Annotated in this window: 19 protein-coding genes; 13 read left to right on the top strand and 6 right to left on the bottom strand. The window is 67.3% G+C overall.

The features are described from left to right. Positions 1–65: 65 nt before the first annotated feature. The 9 genes from HWX14_RS03735 to HWX14_RS03695 are packed head-to-tail and all read left to right on the top strand — an operon-like array spanning position 66 to position 9,828. A complete protein-coding gene (locus tag HWX14_RS03735; protein ID WP_175881593.1) occupies positions 66–1,304 on the top strand; it encodes a fimbrial protein in 1,239 nt (412 codons plus the stop codon). A gap of 3 nt (positions 1,305–1,307) precedes the next feature. Beyond that, entirely contained in the window at positions 1,308–2,654 is a 1,347-nt protein-coding gene (locus tag HWX14_RS03730) for a CpaF family protein (RefSeq protein WP_175881592.1), read from the top strand. Further along, the gene (locus HWX14_RS03725) at positions 2,647–3,627 is read left to right on the top strand and encodes a type II secretion system F family protein (RefSeq protein ID WP_175881591.1); all 981 of its coding nucleotides are present in this window, start codon (positions 2,647–2,649) and stop codon (positions 3,625–3,627) included. Before HWX14_RS03730 ends, HWX14_RS03725 begins: the two co-directional genes overlap by 8 nt. 4 nt (positions 3,628–3,631) lie before the next feature. Next, positions 3,632–4,630, top strand: coding sequence for a type II secretion system F family protein (locus tag HWX14_RS03720; protein WP_175881590.1), 999 nt, complete (start codon positions 3,632–3,634; stop codon positions 4,628–4,630). Between the two features lie 29 nt (positions 4,631–4,659). Further along, a complete protein-coding gene (locus HWX14_RS03715) occupies positions 4,660–5,487 on the top strand; it encodes a pilus assembly protein (RefSeq protein ID WP_175881589.1) in 828 nt (275 codons plus the stop codon). A 23-nt stretch (positions 5,488–5,510) separates the two neighbouring features. Continuing rightward, positions 5,511–5,840 (top strand): DUF3613 domain-containing protein, encoded by a 330-nt coding sequence (locus HWX14_RS03710; protein WP_175881588.1) that lies wholly within the window; start codon positions 5,511–5,513, stop codon positions 5,838–5,840. 12 nt (positions 5,841–5,852) lie between these two features. Then, positions 5,853–7,661 (top strand): TadG family pilus assembly protein, encoded by a 1,809-nt coding sequence (locus HWX14_RS03705; RefSeq protein WP_175881587.1) that lies wholly within the window; start codon positions 5,853–5,855, stop codon positions 7,659–7,661. Between the two features lie 13 nt (positions 7,662–7,674). Next, positions 7,675–9,066 (top strand): sigma-54 dependent transcriptional regulator, encoded by a 1,392-nt coding sequence (locus tag HWX14_RS03700; RefSeq protein WP_175881586.1) that lies wholly within the window; start codon positions 7,675–7,677, stop codon positions 9,064–9,066. Positions 9,067–9,120: 54 nt separating this feature from the next. Beyond that, positions 9,121–9,828, top strand: a complete 708-nt coding sequence (locus HWX14_RS03695) for a DUF2968 domain-containing protein (RefSeq protein ID WP_175881585.1) — start codon at positions 9,121–9,123, stop codon at positions 9,826–9,828. Positions 9,829–9,915: 87 nt separating this feature from the next. Here the strand turns inward: HWX14_RS03695 and hfq are convergent, their stop codons facing one another. Further along, positions 9,916–10,494 (bottom strand): RNA chaperone Hfq, encoded by a 579-nt coding sequence (gene hfq, locus HWX14_RS03690; protein WP_124701967.1) that lies wholly within the window; start codon positions 10,492–10,494, stop codon positions 9,916–9,918. A gap of 297 nt (positions 10,495–10,791) precedes the next feature. Here hfq and HWX14_RS03685 point away from each other — a divergent pair, with 297 nt between their 5' ends. Continuing rightward, complete coding sequence (locus tag HWX14_RS03685) at positions 10,792–11,076, top strand: hypothetical protein (RefSeq protein ID WP_175881584.1); 285 nt, start codon at positions 10,792–10,794, stop codon at positions 11,074–11,076. Positions 11,077–11,103: 27 nt separating this feature from the next. Here HWX14_RS03685 and HWX14_RS03680 read toward each other — a convergent pair whose 3' ends face one another. From HWX14_RS03680 to HWX14_RS03665, 4 genes are all read right to left on the bottom strand, one after another. Next, a complete protein-coding gene (locus tag HWX14_RS03680; protein ID WP_175881583.1) occupies positions 11,104–12,021 on the bottom strand; it encodes a DUF1571 domain-containing protein in 918 nt (305 codons plus the stop codon). Between the two features lie 39 nt (positions 12,022–12,060). Then, positions 12,061–13,815: an AMP-binding protein gene (locus HWX14_RS03675; protein WP_175881582.1), complete on the bottom strand. Its 1,755-nt coding sequence runs from the start codon at positions 13,813–13,815 to the stop codon at positions 12,061–12,063. Positions 13,816–13,972: 157 nt separating this feature from the next. Further along, a complete protein-coding gene (locus tag HWX14_RS03670) occupies positions 13,973–14,794 on the bottom strand; it encodes a TetR/AcrR family transcriptional regulator (protein ID WP_069621395.1) in 822 nt (273 codons plus the stop codon). Between the two features lie 215 nt (positions 14,795–15,009). Beyond that, positions 15,010–16,230, bottom strand: coding sequence for an MFS transporter (locus HWX14_RS03665; protein ID WP_175881581.1), 1,221 nt, complete (start codon positions 16,228–16,230; stop codon positions 15,010–15,012). Positions 16,231–16,510: 280 nt separating this feature from the next. On the opposite strand from HWX14_RS03665, the gene HWX14_RS03660 reads away from it, so the two are divergent. The 3 genes from HWX14_RS03660 (at position 16,511) to HWX14_RS03650 (ending at position 19,569) form a co-directional block, all read left to right on the top strand. After that, positions 16,511–17,053, top strand: a complete 543-nt coding sequence (locus tag HWX14_RS03660) for a GNAT family N-acetyltransferase (RefSeq protein WP_175881580.1) — start codon at positions 16,511–16,513, stop codon at positions 17,051–17,053. Positions 17,054–17,178: 125 nt separating this feature from the next. Beyond that, complete coding sequence (locus HWX14_RS03655) at positions 17,179–17,805, top strand: ParB-like protein (protein WP_175881579.1); 627 nt, start codon at positions 17,179–17,181, stop codon at positions 17,803–17,805. A gap of 24 nt (positions 17,806–17,829) precedes the next feature. Next, positions 17,830–19,569: a SulP family inorganic anion transporter gene (locus tag HWX14_RS03650; RefSeq protein ID WP_175881578.1), complete on the top strand. Its 1,740-nt coding sequence runs from the start codon at positions 17,830–17,832 to the stop codon at positions 19,567–19,569. A 22-nt stretch (positions 19,570–19,591) separates the two neighbouring features. Here HWX14_RS03650 and HWX14_RS03645 read toward each other — a convergent pair whose 3' ends face one another. After that, positions 19,592–20,530, bottom strand: coding sequence for a carbohydrate kinase (locus HWX14_RS03645; protein WP_175881577.1), 939 nt, complete (start codon positions 20,528–20,530; stop codon positions 19,592–19,594). Positions 20,531–20,568: the final 38 nt, after the last annotated feature.

The raw sequence follows: 20,568 nt of genomic DNA, 5'->3' as shown, positions 1-20,568 counted from the left end.
TCGTTACCGGACCGCGCAGGCCGTCGCGCACGACGCGATGCCTTGCTTCATTGGGAGTATCCAAGATGAATGCGAGAACCTATTCTTTGGCTGAGCCCGCCGTCACCGATCACTTCGTCTGCGCATCCTCGCTCGCGGAGCATGTGCACTGGCTGTCGCAGTCGCTGGTGTCCGCCGGCGCGGTCGAAGGCGTGCCGCTCGACGGCGCCGCGCTGTCGCAGCGTATCGGCGTGTTGAATCCGGCACTGGTATTCATCGACTTTTCCGGTGATTGCGCGGCGGCAAGTACGGTGGTCGCCGCGGTACGCGTCGCGCATCCGGGCGTGCCGGTCGTCGCACTGGGCTCGCTCGCGCAACCGGAAGGGGCGCTCGCCGCGCTGCGCGCGGGCGTACGCGATTTCGTCGATTTTTCCGCACCGGCCGACGAGGCACTGCGGATCACGCGCGTGTTGCTCGACAACGTCGGCGAGCCGGCCAACCGTCACGGGAAAGTCACCGCGTTGCTCGGCGCGCGCGCCGGGATGGGCGTGAGCACGCTCGCCGCGAACCTGTCGGTGCTGATGCAGCGGCGGCCGGCCGAGCCGGCACGCACGGCGGCGCTGCTCGATCTCGGGCTGCCGGCCGGCGACGGCGCGTTGTTCCTGAACACGCGCTGCGAGTTCCATTTCGTCGAGGCCGTGCGCAACCTGCGCCGGATCGACCGCACGTTCGTGACGACCGCGCTCGCGCGCCACTCGAGCGGCGTCGCGCTGACGACGCTGCCGCCGAACCTCGCCGAGCTGCGCGACGTGGCGACGGCGTCGTGCGCGGCGTTGCTGAACCGGCTGCGGGCGTTCTTCGATCACCAGATCGTCGATCTCGGCGGTTTCCCGAATCGCGAATTCATCGCGCAGGTCGTGAACCTGGCGGACGAAGCGTGGCTGGTTTGCGACCAGGGCGTGGCGTCGGTCGTGTCGGCCGTCGAGATGCTGGACGGGTTGCGCGAGGCAGGCGCGGCGACGGACCGGATCCGGCTCGTCGTCAACCAGTTCGACACCGAGCTCGGGCTGATGCCCGCGCAGATCGCCGAACGGCTCGAACTGCCGCTGCTCGCGACGCTGCCGTCACGGCGCGTGTCGATCGGGCATGCGGCGAACCAGGGCAAGCTGATCGCCGAGGTCGCGGAACGCGATCCGTACGTCCGCGCGCTCGGGCCGCTGGTCGAGCGCCTCGCGGGCGCGCCGGCGCCTGGGGCGACACAGCGTGCGGCCGGCGGCCTCTCGGCGCTCAGGCGAATCATTCAATCCTCAACGAAGCGGTCGTAAGCGATGGCACACGACATTCAATTTGCCGACGGCGCAGCGCCGTTCTCGCAAACGCAACAGTTCCACGACATCAAGAATGCCGCGCATGAGCATCTGCTCACGCGGATCGAGGAGCTGGGTGCCGAATTCGGCCGGTGGTCGCGACAGGCGATCAACCAGTTCGTCGATCTCGAAATCGACAGCTTCGTGCGGCTGCGGCGCATCCCGCTCAACGAGAGCGAGGTGCGTGCGGTGGCCGAGGCGCTGACGAAGGAGCTTGCCGGCTTCGGGCCGATCGAAGACCTGTTGGCGGACCCGCACGTCGAGGACATCCTGATCAACGGCTACAACGACATCTACGTGTCGCGCCACGGGATCCTGTCGAAGCTGCCGATCCGCTTCACCGACAACGCGCATCTGCTGCGGATCGTGCGACGGATCCTCGCGCCGGTCGGCCGGCGGCTCGACGAATCGAACCCGATGGTCGACGCGCGGCTGCCCGACGGCGGGCGGGTCAACGTCGTGATCGAACCGCTGTCGATCGACGGCCCGGTCGTGTCGATCCGGAAGTTCCGCAAGGATCCGCTGAAGCCCGAGGACCTGCTGGGCAACGGCACCTACAACGAGGAAATCGGCCGGCTGCTCGAGGCGGCGGTCGACGCGCGCTGCAACGTGCTCGTGTCGGGCGGCACCAGTTCGGGCAAGACGTCGCTGCTGAACGCGCTGGCGTTCCACATCCCGATGGCGGAACGCGTCGTGACGATCGAGGATACGGCCGAACTGTCGCTGAATCACCCGCACGTCGTGCGGCTCGAAAGCCGCCCCGGCGGGTTCGACGGCAGCGGCATCGTGTCGATTCGCGACCTGCTGCGAAACACGCTGCGGATGCGGCCGGACCGGATCATCGTCGGCGAAGTGCGCGGCGGCGAAGTGCTCGAAATGCTGCAGGCGATGAATACCGGCCACGACGGATCGATGGGCACCGTGCACGCCAGCTCGCCGCGCGAATGTTTGTACCGGCTCGAGATGCTGGCCGGTTTCGCCGGTTTCCAGGGTACCGAGGCAAGCCTGCGGCGGCAGATCGCCAACGCGATCGACTTCATCGTGCAGATCGGGCGGCTGTCCAATGGCCGCCGCCGCATCCTGTCGATCACCGAAGTCACCGGGATGTCGGACAACATCGTATCGACGCAGGAGCTGTATCGCTACGAGGCGCGCGTCACGCCGGAGGGCGAAGAGATCGATCATTGGGAGTCGCTCGGCATTCATCCGCATTCGCCGAAGCTGGCACGTTTCCGCAGCACGCTGGTGGCGTCCGGCGGCGGTGGGTTCGGCGGCAACTTCGGGCGAGGCGGGGGCTTCAATGTCTAGCGCCACCTTGCTCGCGCTGATGTTCGCGCTGATCTGCGCGGCGGCCGGGCTGCTGCTGTGGCGCGGCAGCCAGGTGCGGGAAGGGCGTGCGCATGCGCAGCGGTTCTTCGACAGCCGGCTGGGACAGGGCGCGCGCCCCACCGCCCCGGCTGCCGACACGCGCCCCGCGCGCAGCCCGGCGGCCGGTACGGCGAACGCGCAGGAGCCCGAACAAGGGTTCGCGCGCTGGCGCGCGTCGGCGTTCGACGCATGGGCGGTGCTGTCCGACCGTGCGGGCCTCGATGAAGCACGCCCCGGCCTCGTGCTGGCGCTTGCGGTCGTCGTGCTGCTCGCGTTGTGGGCCGGCATGGCCGGCGGCGTGCTCGCCGCGGCGGCCGCGGTCGTGGCGGGCAGTGTGCTCGTCGTGCTGTGGATCACGTCGCGCATCAGCCGGCGCCGGCTGAAGATCGTCCGTCAGTTGCCGTCGTTTCTCGACGGGATCGTGCGTCTGGTGACGCTCGGGAACAGCGTGCCGGCGGCGTTCCAGTCGGCGCTTCAGACGGCCGAGATGCCGCTGCGCCGCTGTCTCGACGACGTGTCGCAGATGCTGCGCTCCGGCGTCGAGATCGATCGCGCGATGCTGCACATCGCGCACACGTACCGTATCCGCGAATTCGAACTGGTCGGCGCGGTGCTGCGTCTGTCTGTCCGCTACGGCGGCCGGGCGGACGTGATGCTCGACCGGATGTCGACCTTCATGCGCGATCTCGAGCAGGCGGAACGCGAACTGTCCGCGATGTCGGCCGAGACCCGGCTGTCTGCATGGGTGCTGGCGCTGTTGCCGATCGCGGTCGGCAGCTTCGTCATCGCCACGAGCCCGCGCTACTTCACGGCGATGTGGAACGACGATGCCGGGCGTCAACTGGTGTATCTGGCGTTCGCGCTGCAGGCGATCGGCGGTTTCTGGCTGTTCCGGCTCGCGCGGCTGAGGTGAATCGATGGATGCAAACCGTTTAGGCGCGCTTGCGCTGGTGCTCGGATCGGTCGGCGTGCTGCTGCTTGCCGGGCTCGCGATCGTTCGCATCGTGCTCGTGCAGCGTGCCGAGCGTGCGCTGATGCATGCGCTCGACCGCAGGGCCGCCGCAGTCGAGGCGGCCGCCGCGCGTGCCGGCTCCGCCGAACCGGCGCGCGAGGCAGCGGCGCCTGCCGCGCCGCGTGTCCGTTTCGCGGGGCTGCGCGAACGCTTCGAAGACGTCGGGATGCGGTGGCTCGAGACCGGCTTCAGCCGGTATCTGATCGCCGACGAAGATCGCCAGCTGCTCGAGCAATGCGGGTTCGTCGACGTGCGCGCCAGAGCGCTGTTCGTCGGCGCGCGCATCGTCTGCGCGATCCTGCTGCCGGCGCTTGCCGCGCTGGTGCTGATCGGCCGCGGACAGCAGGCGCGCTGGCCGCTGTGGATTTCCATTGCGCTCGCGACCGGCTACATGCTGCCGAAAATCTACGTGCGGCGGCGCGCGACCGCGCGCCGGCAGAGCATCGCGGCCGAACTGCCGCTGCTCGTCGACATGTTGCGGCTGCTGCAGGGCGTCGGCCTGTCGCTCGACCAGAGCATCCAGGTCGTCACGCACGATTTCCAGACGATGTTGCCGGTGCTGTCGTGGGAACTCGGCGTCGCGCAGCGGCAGTTCGCGGCCGGCCGTACGCGCGAGCAATCGCTGCACCGCCTGACGAACAGTTTCGACAACGAGGATCTGCGCGCGATCGTGCGCTTGCTGATTCAGGTCGACAAGCACGGCGGCGCGGTGCAGGAGCCGCTGAAACAATTCGGCGACCGTTTGCGCGAAGGGCGTCGCGCGACGCTGCGCGAGCAGATCGGCCGCCTGACGGTGAAGATGACCGGCGTGATGATCGTCACGCTGTTGCCGGCACTGTTGATCGTGACGGCGGGGCCGGGGATCATGACCGTGCTGTCCGCGCTCGCTGCGATTCAGCGCTGATGCGGCATGAGGGGAAGGAGCGACACAAGATGAATCGATTGGGGTGGGTTCGCACGATCGCAGGCGCGACGGCGTGCGCGTTGCTTGCCAGCGGGTGCGCGATGTTCAAGGAGTCCGGATACGGAATCGGTGCGCAGGCCGAACGCGGCGCGCTGATGCAGGCCGCCGCCGACAAGAATGCGCCGCCCGATACGCCGGGCATGTATCTGGGCCTGATCGAGCGGATGCAGGGGCAGGGGCTGTATTTTGCGTCGCTTGCGCACATCGATCAGTACGAGAAGCAATATGGCGCCTCGCCGGACACGATCCTGCTGCGCGCCGATGCGTTGCGGGCGACCGGCCAGTACGACGCCGGCGTGGCCGCCTATACCCAGTTGCTGACGACGCCGCTCGCCGCGCGCGGCTATCGCGGGCTGGGCCTGACCGCCGGCGCCCGCGGCGATTTTGCGCTGGCCGCGCAGCAGCTCGAACAGGCGACGGCGCTTGCGCCGACCGATGCGGCGACGTTGTCCGATCTCGCGTATTCGAAGATGCGCGGGGGCGATCTGGCAGGCGCACGCGTGCCGTTGCTGAAGGCGGCCGAACTCGAGCAGAAGAACCCGAAGATCCTCAGCAACTTCGTGCTTTACCTGCTCGCGACCGGTCATGCGAAGGACGCGCGGCGGCTGATGGATCAGCAGAAGCTGTCGCCCGCGGTGCGCAGCCAGATCCGCGACGACGAGACGAAGGTCGCGGCCGCGATGCGCGCGAAGCAACGCGCCATCGCGTATGCGCCGGCCAATGCGTCCGTGCCGTCGGTGGCGAGCAGCGACAATTTCGATCTTGCCGTGCCGCTGCTGCAGCGTTTCGCGCGATGACGACGATATTCACGGAGGCCATCATGTTTCACCTTTCCTCAATTCGCGTGCGGGCCGTGGGCATCGCGTTCGCCTGCTCGCTGAGTGTGGGCGTCGCGCATGCGCAAGACGACACGCCGGCGTCCGAAATCGGCCATGCGACCAGCTCGCTGCTCGACCTGCAGCGTTCGAATCGCGCGGCCGCCACGCCGCAACCGATCGACGGCGCGGCCGGCACGTATGCCTATCAGCGCTACATCGACTCGTTCAAGACGCCGATTCCGCAGTGGTTCGGCACGATGTCGGCGTCGGGCGGCGGCAGCAGCGGCGGCAGCGGCAGCGGCGGACTGTCCGGCGGCGATCTCGCACGCTGACGGAGCAAAACGGTGACTACCCGGCACAGTGGCGGCACGATCGGCCGCGCGTCACGACAGCGCGGCGCGTTCTCGGTGATGGCGATCATCGCGACGCTGATCGCCATCACGACGCTTGGCGCCATTGGCGTCGGTAATCTCTTTTACCAGCGTCGGGACGTGCAGCGGATTGCCGACATGGCCGCGCTCGCGGCCGTGCAGCGCATGGATGACGCCTGTTCGCAGCCGACTGCCACCGCGACCAGCAATGCGCAGTCGAACGGGCTCGATGCGTCGAACGGCGACACGATCAACATCGAATGCGGCCGCTGGGATACGTCTGCCAACCCGGCACCCAGCTACTACGCCGCCGCGACATCCGGGACCACGCAGTTGAACGCGGCCAAGGTGGTCGTCACGCGGCAAGTGCCGTTCTTCTTCGTCGGACCGCCGCAGACGGTGTCCGCGGTGTCGACCGCGCGGTCGACGAACATCGATACGTTCTCGGTCGGCGCGACCCTGGCCGCGCTGGGCGGCGTCGGTTGCGCGGGCGGATCGGCGCCGACGTCCGGCAATCCGGGGCTCGTCAACGGGCTGATCGGCGCGCTGCTCGGCGCCAACCTGAACCTGAATATCGGCTCGTATCAAGCGCTTGCCTGCACGAACGTGACGGTCGGCGACCTCGTCGTGGCGGCGGGTGTCGGCACGGTCGATCAACTGCTCGCGCTGAAGCTCACGTTGCCGCAACTGCTCCAGTTGATGGTGAAGGCGGCCACGCAGACGTCCGTCGTCAACGCAAGCCTGCAGGCGAGCATTGCTACGCTGCAAGCGATCGTGAACGCGAACGTTCCGGGGACGTCGATCGGCCTCGGCGGCGCGGGCGGCTTGCTGAACGTCGCGCTCGCGGATACGCAGGCGGCGCTCAACGCGCAGGTCGATCTGCTCGATCTGCTGATGGTCGGCGCGGAGATCGCGGCAACGGGCAAGCCGGCGGTCGTGGTCAACGTGCCGTCGGTGAATCTCGGCGGGCTGACGGGGACGCAGCTGCAGGTGCAGATCATCAGCCCGCCGTCGATCGGCATCGGCGAGGGCGGGAAGGATCCGGTGACGGGAACGTGGCGGACAACGGCGTCGACGGCGGCGGTGGGTGTGTATCTGAATGTCGATCTTGGTACGGCGCAGCTGCCGCTGCTGGGTGCTTTGCTGGCGTTGCTGAACGTGAACGTCGATGTCAATCTGCCGATTTATCTGCAGGCCGGTACCGGCACCGCGACGTTGAACTCGACGCAATGCGCTTCCACGCAGACGGCAAGCACGGTCGCCATTACTGCGCAACCGGGCGTGGCCAATCTGTGCATCGGCAAGCCGCCGCTCGATTCATCCGGCAAGATCAGCCTGTCGTCGAATTACAGCTGTACGTCGCCTGCACAAATCATCAATGCGAGCGTCATAGTCGGACAGTTGACGGTGTCCATGTCCAACGTGTCCGTCCAGGTGCAGGGTGCATCGCAATCGCATACCTTCAATGGCGTGCCGGGAATCGATGCCAACTACTGGACGGTAAACTCGAACGCACTGGGTTCGGCGCTCAGTTCCGCATTGGCGCAACTCGCGGCCGCGAACATTACTGCCAACGTTTCCGTGTTTGGTGGCAACTCAGCGTCCGTTCCCCTGAACTTCGCCTCCACCTTGCTCACGTTTTTGACCGGCCTGCTCAGCCCGCTCCTGTCGGGTCTCGACGCAGTCCTCGTTCCGCTGCTGAATCTGCTCGGCGTCCAGGTCGGCGCGGCGACGGTCCATCAGATCTCGCTCAATTGCGGGGTCGCCCAAACGGTTTACTGAAGAAGCAGATCAGATGAGAAATACGCCCGCAATCGAAGAGCTCGACCTGTACGTCTGGGAAGGCAAGGCGGACATCGTCGACCGCGTCGCCCGGTGCATGGCGAGCTTCGACGTCGAAGTGATCCGCGCCGACAACGCGGCGGTCTCGCCCGAACGCGCCGCGTTGCGGCGGTCGCTGGCGATCATCAGCGTGACGATGATCGAAGGCGGCGCGGCATTCCTGCGCGACTGGCAGGCCAACATCGGCATGCCGGTCGTCTGGGTCGGCGCGGCGCGCGGCAACGACGCGTCGCAATATCCGCCCGAGTATTCGCACATCCTGCCGCTCGACTTCACGTGCGCCGAACTGCGCGGCATGATCGGCAAGCTCGTCACGCAACTGCGCGCGCACGCGGCCGAAACGTTGCAGCCGTCGGAACTCGTCGCGCACTCCGAATCGATGCAGGCGCTGCTGCACGAAGTCGATACGTTCGCCGACTGCGACACGAACGTGCTGCTGCACGGCGAAACCGGCGTCGGCAAGGAGCGCATCGCGCAACTGCTGCACGAAAAGCATTCACGCTATCGGCACGGCGAATTCGTGCCGGTGAACTGCGGCGCGATTCCGGACGGCCTGTTCGAATCGCTGTTCTTCGGCCATGCGAAAGGATCGTTCACGGGCGCGGTTGTTGCGCATAAAGGCTATTTCGAGCAGGCGGCCGGCGGCACGCTGTTCCTCGACGAAGTCGGCGATCTGCCGCTGTATCAGCAGGTCAAGCTGCTGCGCGTGCTCGAGGACGGCGCGGTGCTGCGGGTCGGCGCGACGGCACCGGTCAAGGTCGATTTCCGTCTGGTCGCGGCGAGCAACAAGAAGCTGCCGCAACTCGTGAAGGATGGGCTGTTCCGCGCCGATCTCTACTACCGGCTCGCGGTGATCGAGCTGAGCATTCCGTCGCTGGAAGAGCGCGGTGCGGTGGACAAGATCGCGCTGTTCAAGTCGTTCGTCGCCGAGGTGGTGGGCGAGGAGCGGCTCGCCGAGTTGTCCGACCTGCCGTACTGGCTCACGGATTCGGTCGCGGACAGCTATTTCCCCGGCAACGTGCGCGAACTGCGCAACCTCGCCGAGCGGGTCGGCGTGACGGTGCGGCAGACGGGCGGCTGGGATGCCGCGCGGTTGCAGCGGCTGATCGCGCACGCACGCAGCTCGGCCCAGCCGGTGCCGGCGGAGAGCGCGGCCGAGGTGTTCGTCGATCGCAGCAAGTGGGACATGAACGAGCGCAACCGCGTGATCGCGGCGCTCGACGCAAACGGTTGGCGGCGTCAGGACACGGCCCAGCAGCTTGGCATCAGCCGCAAGGTATTGTGGGAAAAAATGCGCAAGTATCAGATATTCGACGAAGAGCCCGAGACCCGCGAAAGCGAGTAATTAATGAGATAAAATCGCGGTGAATTACAACGACTCGGGCGGGAATAAAACTTCATGAGCCATATGACGGGGTTGGGGCGGTTGAGCGTGTTGCTCGCGGTGGTGGGAGGCATGCAGGGCGCGTTCGCGCAGGGGCTGGCAGGCAGCGATTCGTCGGCGGTGCAGCAGGCGTCGGCGCCGGTGGCCGCGATTCCGGCGATCGATTCGCAGGCGCAGACGTCGGTGCAGCCGCAGGCCGGCGAGTCGACGGGGCCGAGCACGGTTGACGATTTGCAGCGCCAGATCCAGGCGCATTCGCTGACGGAAATGCGCACGAGCTACAACGGCAGCTACGGCGCGAGCCTGCTGTTCAACGTCAAGGACGGTGCGTATTTCGTCGCGCTGTTCCAGCAGAAGGCGTTCTGGCGCGTGATCAAGACTTACGACGAAACGCGGGCGGAAGCGATCTACCGCGATTTCTCGCATCAGGCCGAGCGGCTGGCCGTCGACGAACTGCGGGCGGCGAAGCTGGAATCGCAGAAGGCGCAGATGGACAAGCAGATCGAAGTCACGCAGGATCGCGCGCGGCGCCTGCAGGCGGACATCTCGATCGCCCGCCAGCAGCAGGCGGCGGTGGCGGATCGCCAGAAGAACGTGCGGAGCGAAACGGCGGCGCTGCAGGCGCAACAGGCGCAGCTTCAGGCGCAACTGCGGGCGTTGCAGCAGCAGGTGCGTTCGCTGCAGCGCGAGGCCAACGCGGGCCTGCCGACGACGGCACGCTGAGCTCGATGACGGCGACGGCGGTGCGGCGACGTGCCGCGCCGGCCGTATCAGTGAAAAGGGCAAGCCGATTGGCTTGCCCTTTTTGTTTTACTGGCCGTCCGGCACGATTCGCCGGCGGCGCGTCACGATGACCGGCCCATTGCCGCCGCGGGAATCCGACGGCGCGGCGTTGCCGGACGCGTCGCCGGTGTCGCGCGGCGCGCTGTAGCTTTCGCGCGGTTCACGCGGCTCGCGCGGTGCGCCGTAGCCTTCGCGCGGCTCGCGCGAGCCGTAACCCTCGCGCGGTTCGCGCGAACCGTAGCCTTCACGCGGCTCGCGGGAGCCGTAGCCGCCGTCGCCGCGCGATTCGCGCGGGCCGCCGTGCGAGCCGTACGGGCTGTGACCGCCGCCTTCACGGCCGCCGGGGCGACCGCCGGTGCGCGGGCCGCGGGGGCCGCCGCCGCCGGGGCGCGAGCCGCCCGTGTCGAGCTGGATCGTGGAAATCGCACGCTTGTAGATGCCTTGCAGACCCACGGGGGTGCGCAGCATCACCAGATACTGGTCGAACGACTCGATACACCCCGTCAGACGAATGCCGTTGACGAGATAGATTTCAACACGCTTACGTTCCTTGCGCGCCGAATTGATGAAGTCGTTTTGCGGATGGGATTCTGCGGGATTGGCCATTGAGGTGCGGCAGGAGCCTGCGTCAGAGAATATGTTGTGCGTGTGTGTGTGGCGTGTTCGTCCACAAGCCGTTTGGCGGAATTCTACCCTGTTCGATAGGGGAGCGCGCAGTCGTGATTGTGTCGAACCGTAACCCACTATAGACGCTCCGGCGTATTTTCGCGATTAGACCGAATGGCCAAAGCCGTTTGGTTACGTCGCGTTACGACTCTCGCAGCCCCGTATCACCCCGGTGTGCGCGCCGCGCTTACATTGATCGCGCAAGCCGGGCGGGCCGGCTTATCAGGGGTGCGGAGCATGAACAAGAGGCAAGTGGCAGCGGTGATCGGGAGCACGGCATTGCTCGTGTCCGGCAGTGCAATGGCGGGGCATGTGGATCTGTCGGTCGGCATCGGCGTACCGGTCGCGCCGGTCTATGTCGAGCCGGCGCCGGTCTATGTGGCGCCGCAGCCCGCCGTCGTCGCCTATCCGGGCTACGGATACGGCTATTACGGCGATGACGACGACGATCGCTACCGCAAGTGGCGCAAGCACTATTACAAGCACTGGCATCGGCACCACGGCGACGACGATGACGATTGAACCCGCGGCTCGCGTCGGTCGCACGCGTCAGAACGCGTAGTCGGGGTTTTTCGGGTCGAATGCGGTGTCGTCGAGGGGCGTTGGCGCGATTGTCTCGATGACGATCCGCTCGAAGATCCTGCCGTCGTTGTCATAGGACTCGACGGTCCGGAAATAGGGTGCGTGCAGGTCGAGCCCCAGCACTTCCTTTTTCGCATAGAACTGCGGCCGGCCGGTCGGCGTTTCGTAGGTGAGCGCGACGACGCGTACGCCGCCGATCGTTTTGGCCTCCACGTCGGTCGGCCGCTGCACGCCGGCTTCCAGGTATTTCTTCCCTTCGGTCAGGTACAGGTTCGCGATGAACTCGGTGCCGAGATCCTTCACCTGGTGATTCGACTGGGCGCGCGCCAGCGCGCCGTCGATCGCCGTCCACAGCGGAATCTTGCCGAGCAGGCCGCCGAGGTGGCCGTACATTTCGTCCTTGCGCTGCGTCGTGTCGTAAATGGTTTCCTGTCCGGCATGCGCACCGCCCGGCAGCCATTTCGCATACACGCGCAGCGGCTCGCGGGTCGTCTTCACGAGCATGCGGTCGGGCGTATCGGACCATTTTCCGCTGATGCGCTCCTGGCGCACCATCGTGAACTGGTAGGACGGATAGCCGTTCGGGCCGTTACGGATATAGAGCGGCACGGCGAGCGGATCGAGCCCCTTGAAGAGCGCGGTGAGCGTCGCGTCGTCGAGTTGCGCGAGCGTGCCGCGCTGGGCCGCCGTGCGCAGCCAGCGCGCCTGTTGCGCCAGCGGCTCGCGCGTGACCTTCGCGAGGTCCGCCGGCAGCGCGACCGCCTGGGCCGCGCTCGCGGCGCCGACCGTTTCCTGTGCATGCAGCCCGGCTTGCGCGAGCGACAGCACGCACGCGACGGCGGCCGCGGCGGCATGCCGCGCGCGGCGTTTCATGCCTTCGTTCATCGACAGCGTCTCCCGAAGCGATGGATCGTTCAGGCTGGTTCAGCCTTGTTTAGCGGCGTTGATTTTGGCGAGTTCCTCGTCGCGCAGTGCGCGGCGCAGGATCTTGCCGACGTTCGTCTGCGGCAGCGCGTCGCGGAACTCGACGAATTTCGGCATCTTGTAGCCGGTCAGGTTCTTGCGGCAGTGCGCGAGCACGTCCTCGGCCGTCAGCGACGGGTCGCGGCGCACGACGAACACCTTGATCCGTTCGCCCTGGACCTCGTCCGGAATGCCGATCGCCGCGGCTTCGCTGATGCCGGGATGCATCACGAGCACTTCCTCGATCTCGTTCGGATACACGTTGAAGCCCGACACGAGGATCATGTCCTTCTTGCGATCGATCAGGCGGATGAAGCCGCGCTCGTCCATCACGCCGATGTCGCCGGTGGCGAGCCAGCCGTCGGCGTCGATCACCTTGGCCGTCTCGTCGGGGCGCTGCCAGTAGCCGCGCATCACCTGCGGGCCGTGCACGCACAGCTCGCCCGGTTCGCCGATCGCGGCCCAGGTGCCGTCCTCGCGGCGAAAGCGCACGAGGGTCGACGGCGCGGGCAGGCCGATCGAACCGCTGAACGCGGCCATGTCGTTCAGGTCCACGGGGTTCATCGTGACGATCGGCGAGCACTCGGTGAGGCCGTAGCCTTCGACGACCGGCCGGCCCGTCACCTGCTGGAAGCGCTCGGCGACCGCGCGCTGCATCGCCATCCCGCCCGCCATCGCGAGCTTGAGCTTCGAGAAGTCGCGCTTGCGGAATTCCTCGTTGTCGAGGAACGCGTTGTACAGCGTATTGATGCCGGTGATTCCCGTGAACGTCTCGTGACGGATGATCTTCATCACCATCGTCATGTCGCGCGGGTTCGCGATCAGGATGTTGCGCCCGCCGAGCCCCATGAAGATGAACGCGTTCACCGTCAGCGAATAGATGTGATAGAGCGGCAGCGGCGTGAGCACGGTCTCGACGTCGCCCGACACCTGGTCGGCGATCCACGCCTTCGCCTGCAGCAGGTTCGCGATCAGGTTGCCGTGCGTGAGCATCGCGCCTTTCGCGACGCCGGTCGTGCCGCCCGTGTACTGCAGGAACGCGAGATCGTCGCGCGTGGTCTGCACCGGCTGCGGCTTGCCGCGCGCGCCGAGCGCGAGCGCGGAACGCAGCCGGATCGCCTGCGGCAGGTGGTAGTCCGGCACGAGCTTCTTCACGTGCTTCAGCACGAAATTGATCAGGCGTCCTTTCGCGTTGAAGCCGTCGGCGAGCAGGTCGCCGAGCGCGGTGACGACGATGTGCTTCACCTGCGTTTCCGGCAGCGCGTCCTGCAGCGTGCGTGCGAAGTTCTCGAACACGACGATCGTCTGCGCGCCGCTGTCCTTCAACTGGTGCGCGAGTTCGCGCGCGGTGTAGAGCGGATTCACGTTGACGACGATCGCGCCGGCCTTCAGCGTGCCGAACAGCGCGACCGGATACTGGAACGTGTTCGGCAGCATGATCGCGACGCGGTCGCCGGGCTTCACGCCGAGGCTTTGCAGATATGACGCGAAGGCGTCGACCTTCTGCGCGAGCGTCCGGTAGGTCATCGATGCGCCGGCGCTCACGTACGCGACGCGATCGGCGAAGCGGGTCGTGCATTCGTCGAAGAACTGCACGAGCGACGCGTATTGCGTGACGTCGATCTCGTGCGGGACGCCGGGCGGGTACGACGCGTACCAGACGGCGTCGGTGTTCGGCGGAATCTGGGCCGAGCTGGGTGCTGCGGAAGATGACATGACGTGTCTCCGGTCTTGGCTCTCGGCGCGGGCCCGCGCGTCAGCGCCTGCCCATGCCCCGTGCTTCGCGGCCGGCCGGCGCGGGCGTCTCGACGCCGCGCCTGACCGCGCGTATCAATCAAATCGTGAACAGGAAGCCGCGCGTGGCCTCGCGCACTCAGTTCGTGGAATGCAGCGTGGCCGCCTCGGCGGCTGTCGTGCCCGACTGCGGCAGCCCGAACGCTTCGCTTGCGCCCGCGTCGTCGAGCACCGCCGCGAAGATCGACAGTTGCGCGCTGTCGGGCATCGGCGCCTTCAGCGCGGCGACGATCAGCGACGACAGCCGCGCGATCATCTGCACGTCGTTCATCGTGCGGCCTTGCGAGAATTCATCGATCAGGCTTTCCGTTTCGGCGCCCGCGAGCGCGCCGGACAGCGCGCCGATCGCGAAGTGCAGCCGCCAGCCGAGCTCGGTGCGCGGCAGGTGCGGCAGCGCGCGCTGGAACGCGTCGAAGAAGCGGCCCGCGACGCTCGCGTAGTGCGCGGTCAGGAAGTTGCGCACGAACGGCGAAGGATCGGTGTACGCACGGCCGATCAGCCGCAGGAACCCGGGCCCGCCGCGTTCGGGGTTGCGCGACGCCTTCAGCGCCGGAATGAACATCGCGCCGAGCACGTGCTCGCAGGTGATGTGCGTGCCGAGCTGTGCATCGAAGCGGTCGAGGATGCCGAGGCGTTCCTGGTTCAGCTGGTCGAGCCGGCGCGACAGCATCGCGTGGATCAGCGCTTCCTTGCTGCCGAAGTGGTAGTTGACCGCGGCGAGATTGACCGTCGCGCGCGACGTGATCTGCCGCATCGACATCGCTTCGAAGCCATGTTCGATGAACAGGTCCTCGGCCGCATCGAGAATGCGCGCCTTCGTCCCGCCGGTCTGCCGCGTGCCGGATGACCGTGCCCCCGACGGCCGTCCCGCAGATGGCCGCCCCTCCTGACTTACTGCCATGTTCCGCCTCCCATGCCGGTTTCCCGGCCGCGAACAGGTGATTTGATTATCTGATTCAAACAGTCGTTTTTATTAAGATAAAAAATCGCGGGCGGACCGGGCAAGCGCGGAATCTGGATCAATTCCTCTAGTTCGATGTGCAGGTGCGGAAAGCGCGGCACCCGCTCACGGCGGGGCGGGGCGCGCGCGATGATGCGGTGCCGCAACGTGCGGGTTCACCCGGCGGTGGTACGCGTATTGACCGATTGCGTCATGTCGATGCCGCGCCGCTCGCGGCTGAACAGGATCAGCACGGCGATCGCGACGGCGACGATGCCGGCCACGAGCGCGAGCGCGAAGCCGTAATTGTCGTGGTTCGATACGGCGAGCGACGCCTGCATCGTCGCGTTGCCCGACGCGAGCAGGTTGCCGAGCTGGTAGACGACGCCGGGGAAGGTCGCGCGGATCTCGTCGGGCGAGATCTCGTTCAGGTGAACCGGTATCACGCCCCACGCGCCCTGTACCGAGATCTGCATCAGGAACGCGCCGGCGGCGAGCGCGATCGCGCCGCTCGAGAACGCCCACAGCGGCAGCACGGGCAGCGCGATCAGCGCGGCGATGAAGATCGCGCGGCGCCGGCCGATCCGCTCGGAGATCGCGCCGAACGACAGGCCGCCGACGATCGCGCCGATGTTCAGCACGATCGTGATCCACGACACGGTATGCGGATCGAAGTGATGCTGTTCGCGCAGGAAGGTCGGATAGAGATCCTGCGTGCCGTGCGAGAAGAAGTTGAACGCGGTCATCAGCACGATCGCGTAGAGCGTGAGCTTCCAGTTCTGCTTCAGCGTGGCGCCAAGGCTCGGGCGTGCTTGCTTCTCCATCTGCTTCCATGCGGGCGATTCGGGCACGTGCGCGCGCACGTACAGCACGAGCAGTGCGGGCAGCACGCCGACCATGAACATCCCGCGCCAGCCGATGTATTGATAGAACAGGCCGAACACGACCGACGCGAGCAGATAGCCGCTCGGATAGCCGGCCTGCAGCAGCCCGGATACGAAGCCGCGCGCGTGGGTCGGCACGGTTTCCATCGTCAGCGCGGAGCCGACGCCCCATTCGCCGCCCATCGCGATGCCGAACAGCGCGCGCAGCACGAGCAGCGCGGTCAGGCTCGGCGCGAAGCCCGACGCGAGCTCGAGCAGCGAATAGCACGCGATGTTGACCATCAGCGTCGGGCGGCGGCCGAAGCGGTCGGCGAGCCGGCCGAAGATCAATGCGCCGAGCGGGCGCATCGCGAGCGTCAGCGTGAGCGCGAACGCGACGGCGGGGATCGTCGACGCGAATTCCGCGGCGATGTCCTTCAGCACGAAAACCATCAGGAAAAAATCGAACGCATCGAGCGTCCAGCCCAGGTAGGCGGCGATCGTGACGTTGCGTTGCTCGCGGGTCCAGCTCATGTCCGGGGTCTCCTCGTTGGCTTGCGCGCTCGCGATCCTGCATGCGGATGGCGCCCGGCTCGCGCGCGGCGCGGGGCACTGATCGAGTGTAGGCTTCCGCGCTGCGCGAGGTGGGGCGCGATAACCGCGAATCGGGAATAATCCCTACGAAATGCACTGTTTCGGAAATGGAAACGGAGCCGCGCGAGGCAGGCGACAGGTCTCTGTATCATTCCGGAAGGCTTTTTGTATCCGTTCTGTAATGCGTTCGATGCGCATCGCCACCGAGTCAGGAGTCCCGATGAATGACCGTTCCGCCGACACGTTGCCCGTACTCGAAACCGAGAGGCTGTGGCTGCGTCCGCGCGTGCTGGCCGATCTCGATGCGTGCATCGAGATGGATCGCGATCCCGAGGTCACGCGCCACATCGCGGGCCCGTGGCACGACCCCGTCGAGCATCGCCGCTTCGTCACGCACCGGATCACGTGCGACTATCCGCCGGGCCTCGGCTACTGGTCGATCTTCGAGAAGGCCGCGCCCGACGTGTTCATCGGCTGGATCCTGCTGATTCCCGACTACAAGGACGGCTCGCGCGACGTCGAGATCGGCTGGCGGCTCGTGCGTGCGACGTGGGGGCGCGGCATCGCGAGCGAAGCCGCGATGGCCGTCGTGCGGCATGCGTTCGACACGGTGCGCCTGCCGCGCGTGATCGCCGATATCGCGGAGGCCAACAGCGGCTCGCTGAACGTGGCGCGCAAGCTCGGCATGCGGCGCGTGAGCATCGTGCACGACGGCATTCCTTACATTCGGCATCGTCTCGAACGCAACGATTTGCGCGCGTAGCGCGGCGTCGTGCACGCGGCGTGTGTCAGAGATCGTCAACCGAACGCGCATCGCATTCGTGACGTATTAACGGCGCGCATGATCAGGAGTATCGTTGCCGGAATTTCGCAACATGGGGTACGACCATGGCACTCGGCAACGACGTTCATCTCATTCCCGTCAGGCTCGACGCGCTGCGTCCGACCCAGATGACGGTGGGCTATCGCGAAGTCAAGGCGAAGCGCAAGCACTGGAAGGCGTTGAACAAGCGCGCCCGCCAGGCCGCGATCGACTCGCACTGGTTCCCGGCCGTGCTCGGCCCGGACGGGCTGCACTACATCACCGATCATCATCATCTCGGCCTCGCGCTGATCGAGGAGGGCGAGGCGCGCGTGAACGCGATGCTGCTGAAGGATCTGTCGTGGCTCGACGACACGATCTTCTGGCGGATGATGGAACACAACCAGTGGGTGCATCCGTTCGGCCCGGACGGCTCGCGGCGCGACTATGCGCATTTGCCGAAGGCGTTGACGGGCCTCGAGGACGATCCGTACCGCAGCCTCGCCGGCGAGTTGCGCACGGCGGGCGGCTATGCGAAGGACGCGACGCCGTTCAGCGAATTCCTGTGGGCCGACTATCTGCGCCAGCACGTGTCGCTCGACCAGATCCGCAAGAACTTCGCGAAGGCGCTCGACGTCGCGCTGCATCGCGCGCACGACCAGGATGCGCGCTATCTGCCCGGCTGGTCGGGCGTGATTGCCGTCAAACCCTGACCGGCGCACGGCGCCGACCGCCTCATGACGACTGCTCCGATTCGCCCCGACGCCGGGCCGCAGCATCCCGACCATTTCGCGGCGCTCGACACGCCGCCCGCGCCGCGCACGCGACGCATCGGCCTCGATGCGCTGGCCGGTCTGTCGATTGCCGGCCTGCTGATTCCCGAGGCGGTCGCGTATGCGGGGCTCGCCAACCTGCCGCCGCAGGCCGGCCTGATCGCGCTGCTGTCGGGGCTCGTCGTCTATGCGCTGACGGGCAGCAGCCGCTTCGCGATCGTGTCGTCGACGTCGTCGTCGGCCGCGGTGCTCGCGGCGACCGTGCTCGCCGAATCGGGGATGGCGCTGGCCGCGCAGCTCGCGCTCGCGGCGGCGCTCGTCGCGATGACGGGCGTGCTGTTCATCCTGGCCGGCGTCGCGCGGCTCGGCGGCATGTCGGATTTCGTCGCGCGGCCCGTGCTGCGCGGCTTCACGTTCGGTCTCGCGCTGACGATCGTCATCAAGCAGTTGCCGAAGATCCTCGCGATTTCCGTGCAGCACGGCGACGCGCCGCACGTCGCGCTCGACCTGCTCGCCGGCGCGCCGCACGCGAATCTCGCGAGCGTCGTGCTCGGCGCGACCGCGCTCGCGCTGCTGTTCGTGCTCGGGCGCGGCGCGCGCGTGCCGGCGACGCTCGTCGTGATCGTGCTGTCGATCGCGGCGGGTTACGCGATCGACTGGCAGCGGTACGGCATCGCGATCGTCGGCCATATCGACTTCCGGCACCTCGAATTCGGCCTGCCGCGTCTCGACCGCAATGCGTGGATGCAGACGGTCGAGCTCGCATTCGCGCTGATGCTGATCCTGTATGCGGAATCGTACGGATCGATCCGCAACTTCGCGCTGAAGCACGGCGATACCGTGTCGCCGAACCGCGACCTCGTCGCGCTCGGCTGCGCGAACCTCGTGTCGGGCCTGCTGCACGGGATGCCGGTCGGCGCCGGCTATTCGGCGACGTCGGCGAACGAGGCGGCCGGTGCGCAGTCGCGCTTGGCGGGCCTGTGGGCGGCCGGCGTGGTCGCGCTGATCGTCTGGCTGCTGCTGCCGCAGCTCGCGCGCACGCCCGAGCCCGTGCTCGCGGCGATCGTGATCTTCGCGGTCAGCCACTCGCTGCATCCGTCCGTGTTCCGGCCATATTGGGCCTGGCATCGCGACCGGCTCGTCGTGATCGCGGCGCTGCTCGCGGTGCTCCTGCTCGGCGTGCTGCACGGGCTGCTCGCGGCCATCGGCGTGAGCCTGCTGCTGACGCTGCGCAAGCTGTCCGAGCCGAACGTCAGCGTGCTCGGCCGGCTGCGCGACAGCCACGATTTCGTCGACGTCGCGAGCCATGCCGATGCGAAGCCGGTGCCGGGCGTGCTGATCGTGCGGCCCGAGGCGCAACTGTTCTTCGCGAACGCGGACCGGATGCTCAATCGCGTGCGGGCGCTGATGAAGGCCGCGCCGGACACGCATACCGTGATGGTGAGCCTCGAGGAAACGCCGGATGTCGACGGCACGACGATCGAATCGTTGCGCACGTTCGCGGCCGAATGCGCGGCGCGCGGGCTGCGGCTCGCGCTCGTGCGGCTCAAGGTGCACGCGTTGCATGCGCTGCGCCGCGCGGCGGACGATACGCTGCACGACGACGCGATGTCGGAACTGAGCGTCGATGAAAGCCTGCAACTGCTGCGGGCCGGCAGGCCGCCGAACGGTGGCGACGGCAGCGACGGTACGGGCGCCGCGTGACGGCGCGGCGCGTCGGCGCCGTCTATTGCGAAAGCGCGGCGTTGGCGGCGGTGCGTTCGATCATGTCGGCCACTTCCGCGGCCGTCGGCGCATAGGCGCCTGCATGTTCACAGGCGACGGCCGCGCACGCGGCCGCGTAGCGCAGATGCTCGGCGGCCGACGCATCGGGGCGAGCGAGCTGGCTCGCGAGCCAGCCGCCGATGCTCGCATCGCCGCAGCCGACCGTGTCGGCCACCTCGGCCGGGAACGCGGGCTGGAACAGCACGGTATCGCGATGCAGCAGCTGCATGCCGGCTGCGCCGCGCGTGACGAGCATCGTCGCGTCGGGTGCCCACGCACGCAACTGCGCGAGCGCGGCCGCTTCGTCGAGTTCCGGAAACAGCCCGCGCAGATCCTCGTCGGATACCTTGATCCAGTCGGCGAGCGCGGTCAGCCGGCGCAGCGTGTCGCGATACGAGGGCGCCGCCATCGGCGCACGGAAGTTCGGGTCGAACGAGATCCGCTTGCCGGCCGCCCGCGCGGCGTACGCGAGTTCGATCAGGCGCGATGCGAGCGGCTCGCGCACGACGCCGAGCGAGCCGACGTGCACGATGTCGGCCGCATCGAAGGCGCCGGCGGGCAAATCGGCCGGATCGAACGCGAGATCGGCGCTGTTTTCGCCGATGAAGAAATAATCGGGCGGCTGCTTCGACACGACCATCGCGAGCAGCGGGGCGCGGTCGACCTGCCGAATGAAGCGCATGTCGAGCCCCGCGTCGGCGCTCTTGCGCATCAGCTCGTCGCCGAAGGTGTCGCGGCTGACCGTGCCGGCGAAGGCCGTCGGCACGCCGAGTCGCGCGCCGACGCGCGCGACGTTCCAGCACGAGCCGCCGGCGACGCTGTGCCAGTGCCGTGCGTCGTCGCGGATGAAATCGGTCAGCGCTTCGCCGAAAACGATCAGGCGGGGAAACGTCGTCGTCATGTTGAAACCTTGTGCCGCGGCGTCGCGCGCGGCCGTAC

Source organism: Burkholderia sp. BCC0044, assembly GCF_902832955.1.
In the GTDB taxonomy this organism is placed as follows: Bacteria; Pseudomonadota; Gammaproteobacteria; order Burkholderiales; family Burkholderiaceae; genus Burkholderia.
The sequence above is the reverse complement of the archived record's forward strand: the minus strand, read 5'-3'. Positions and strand labels throughout refer to the sequence as shown.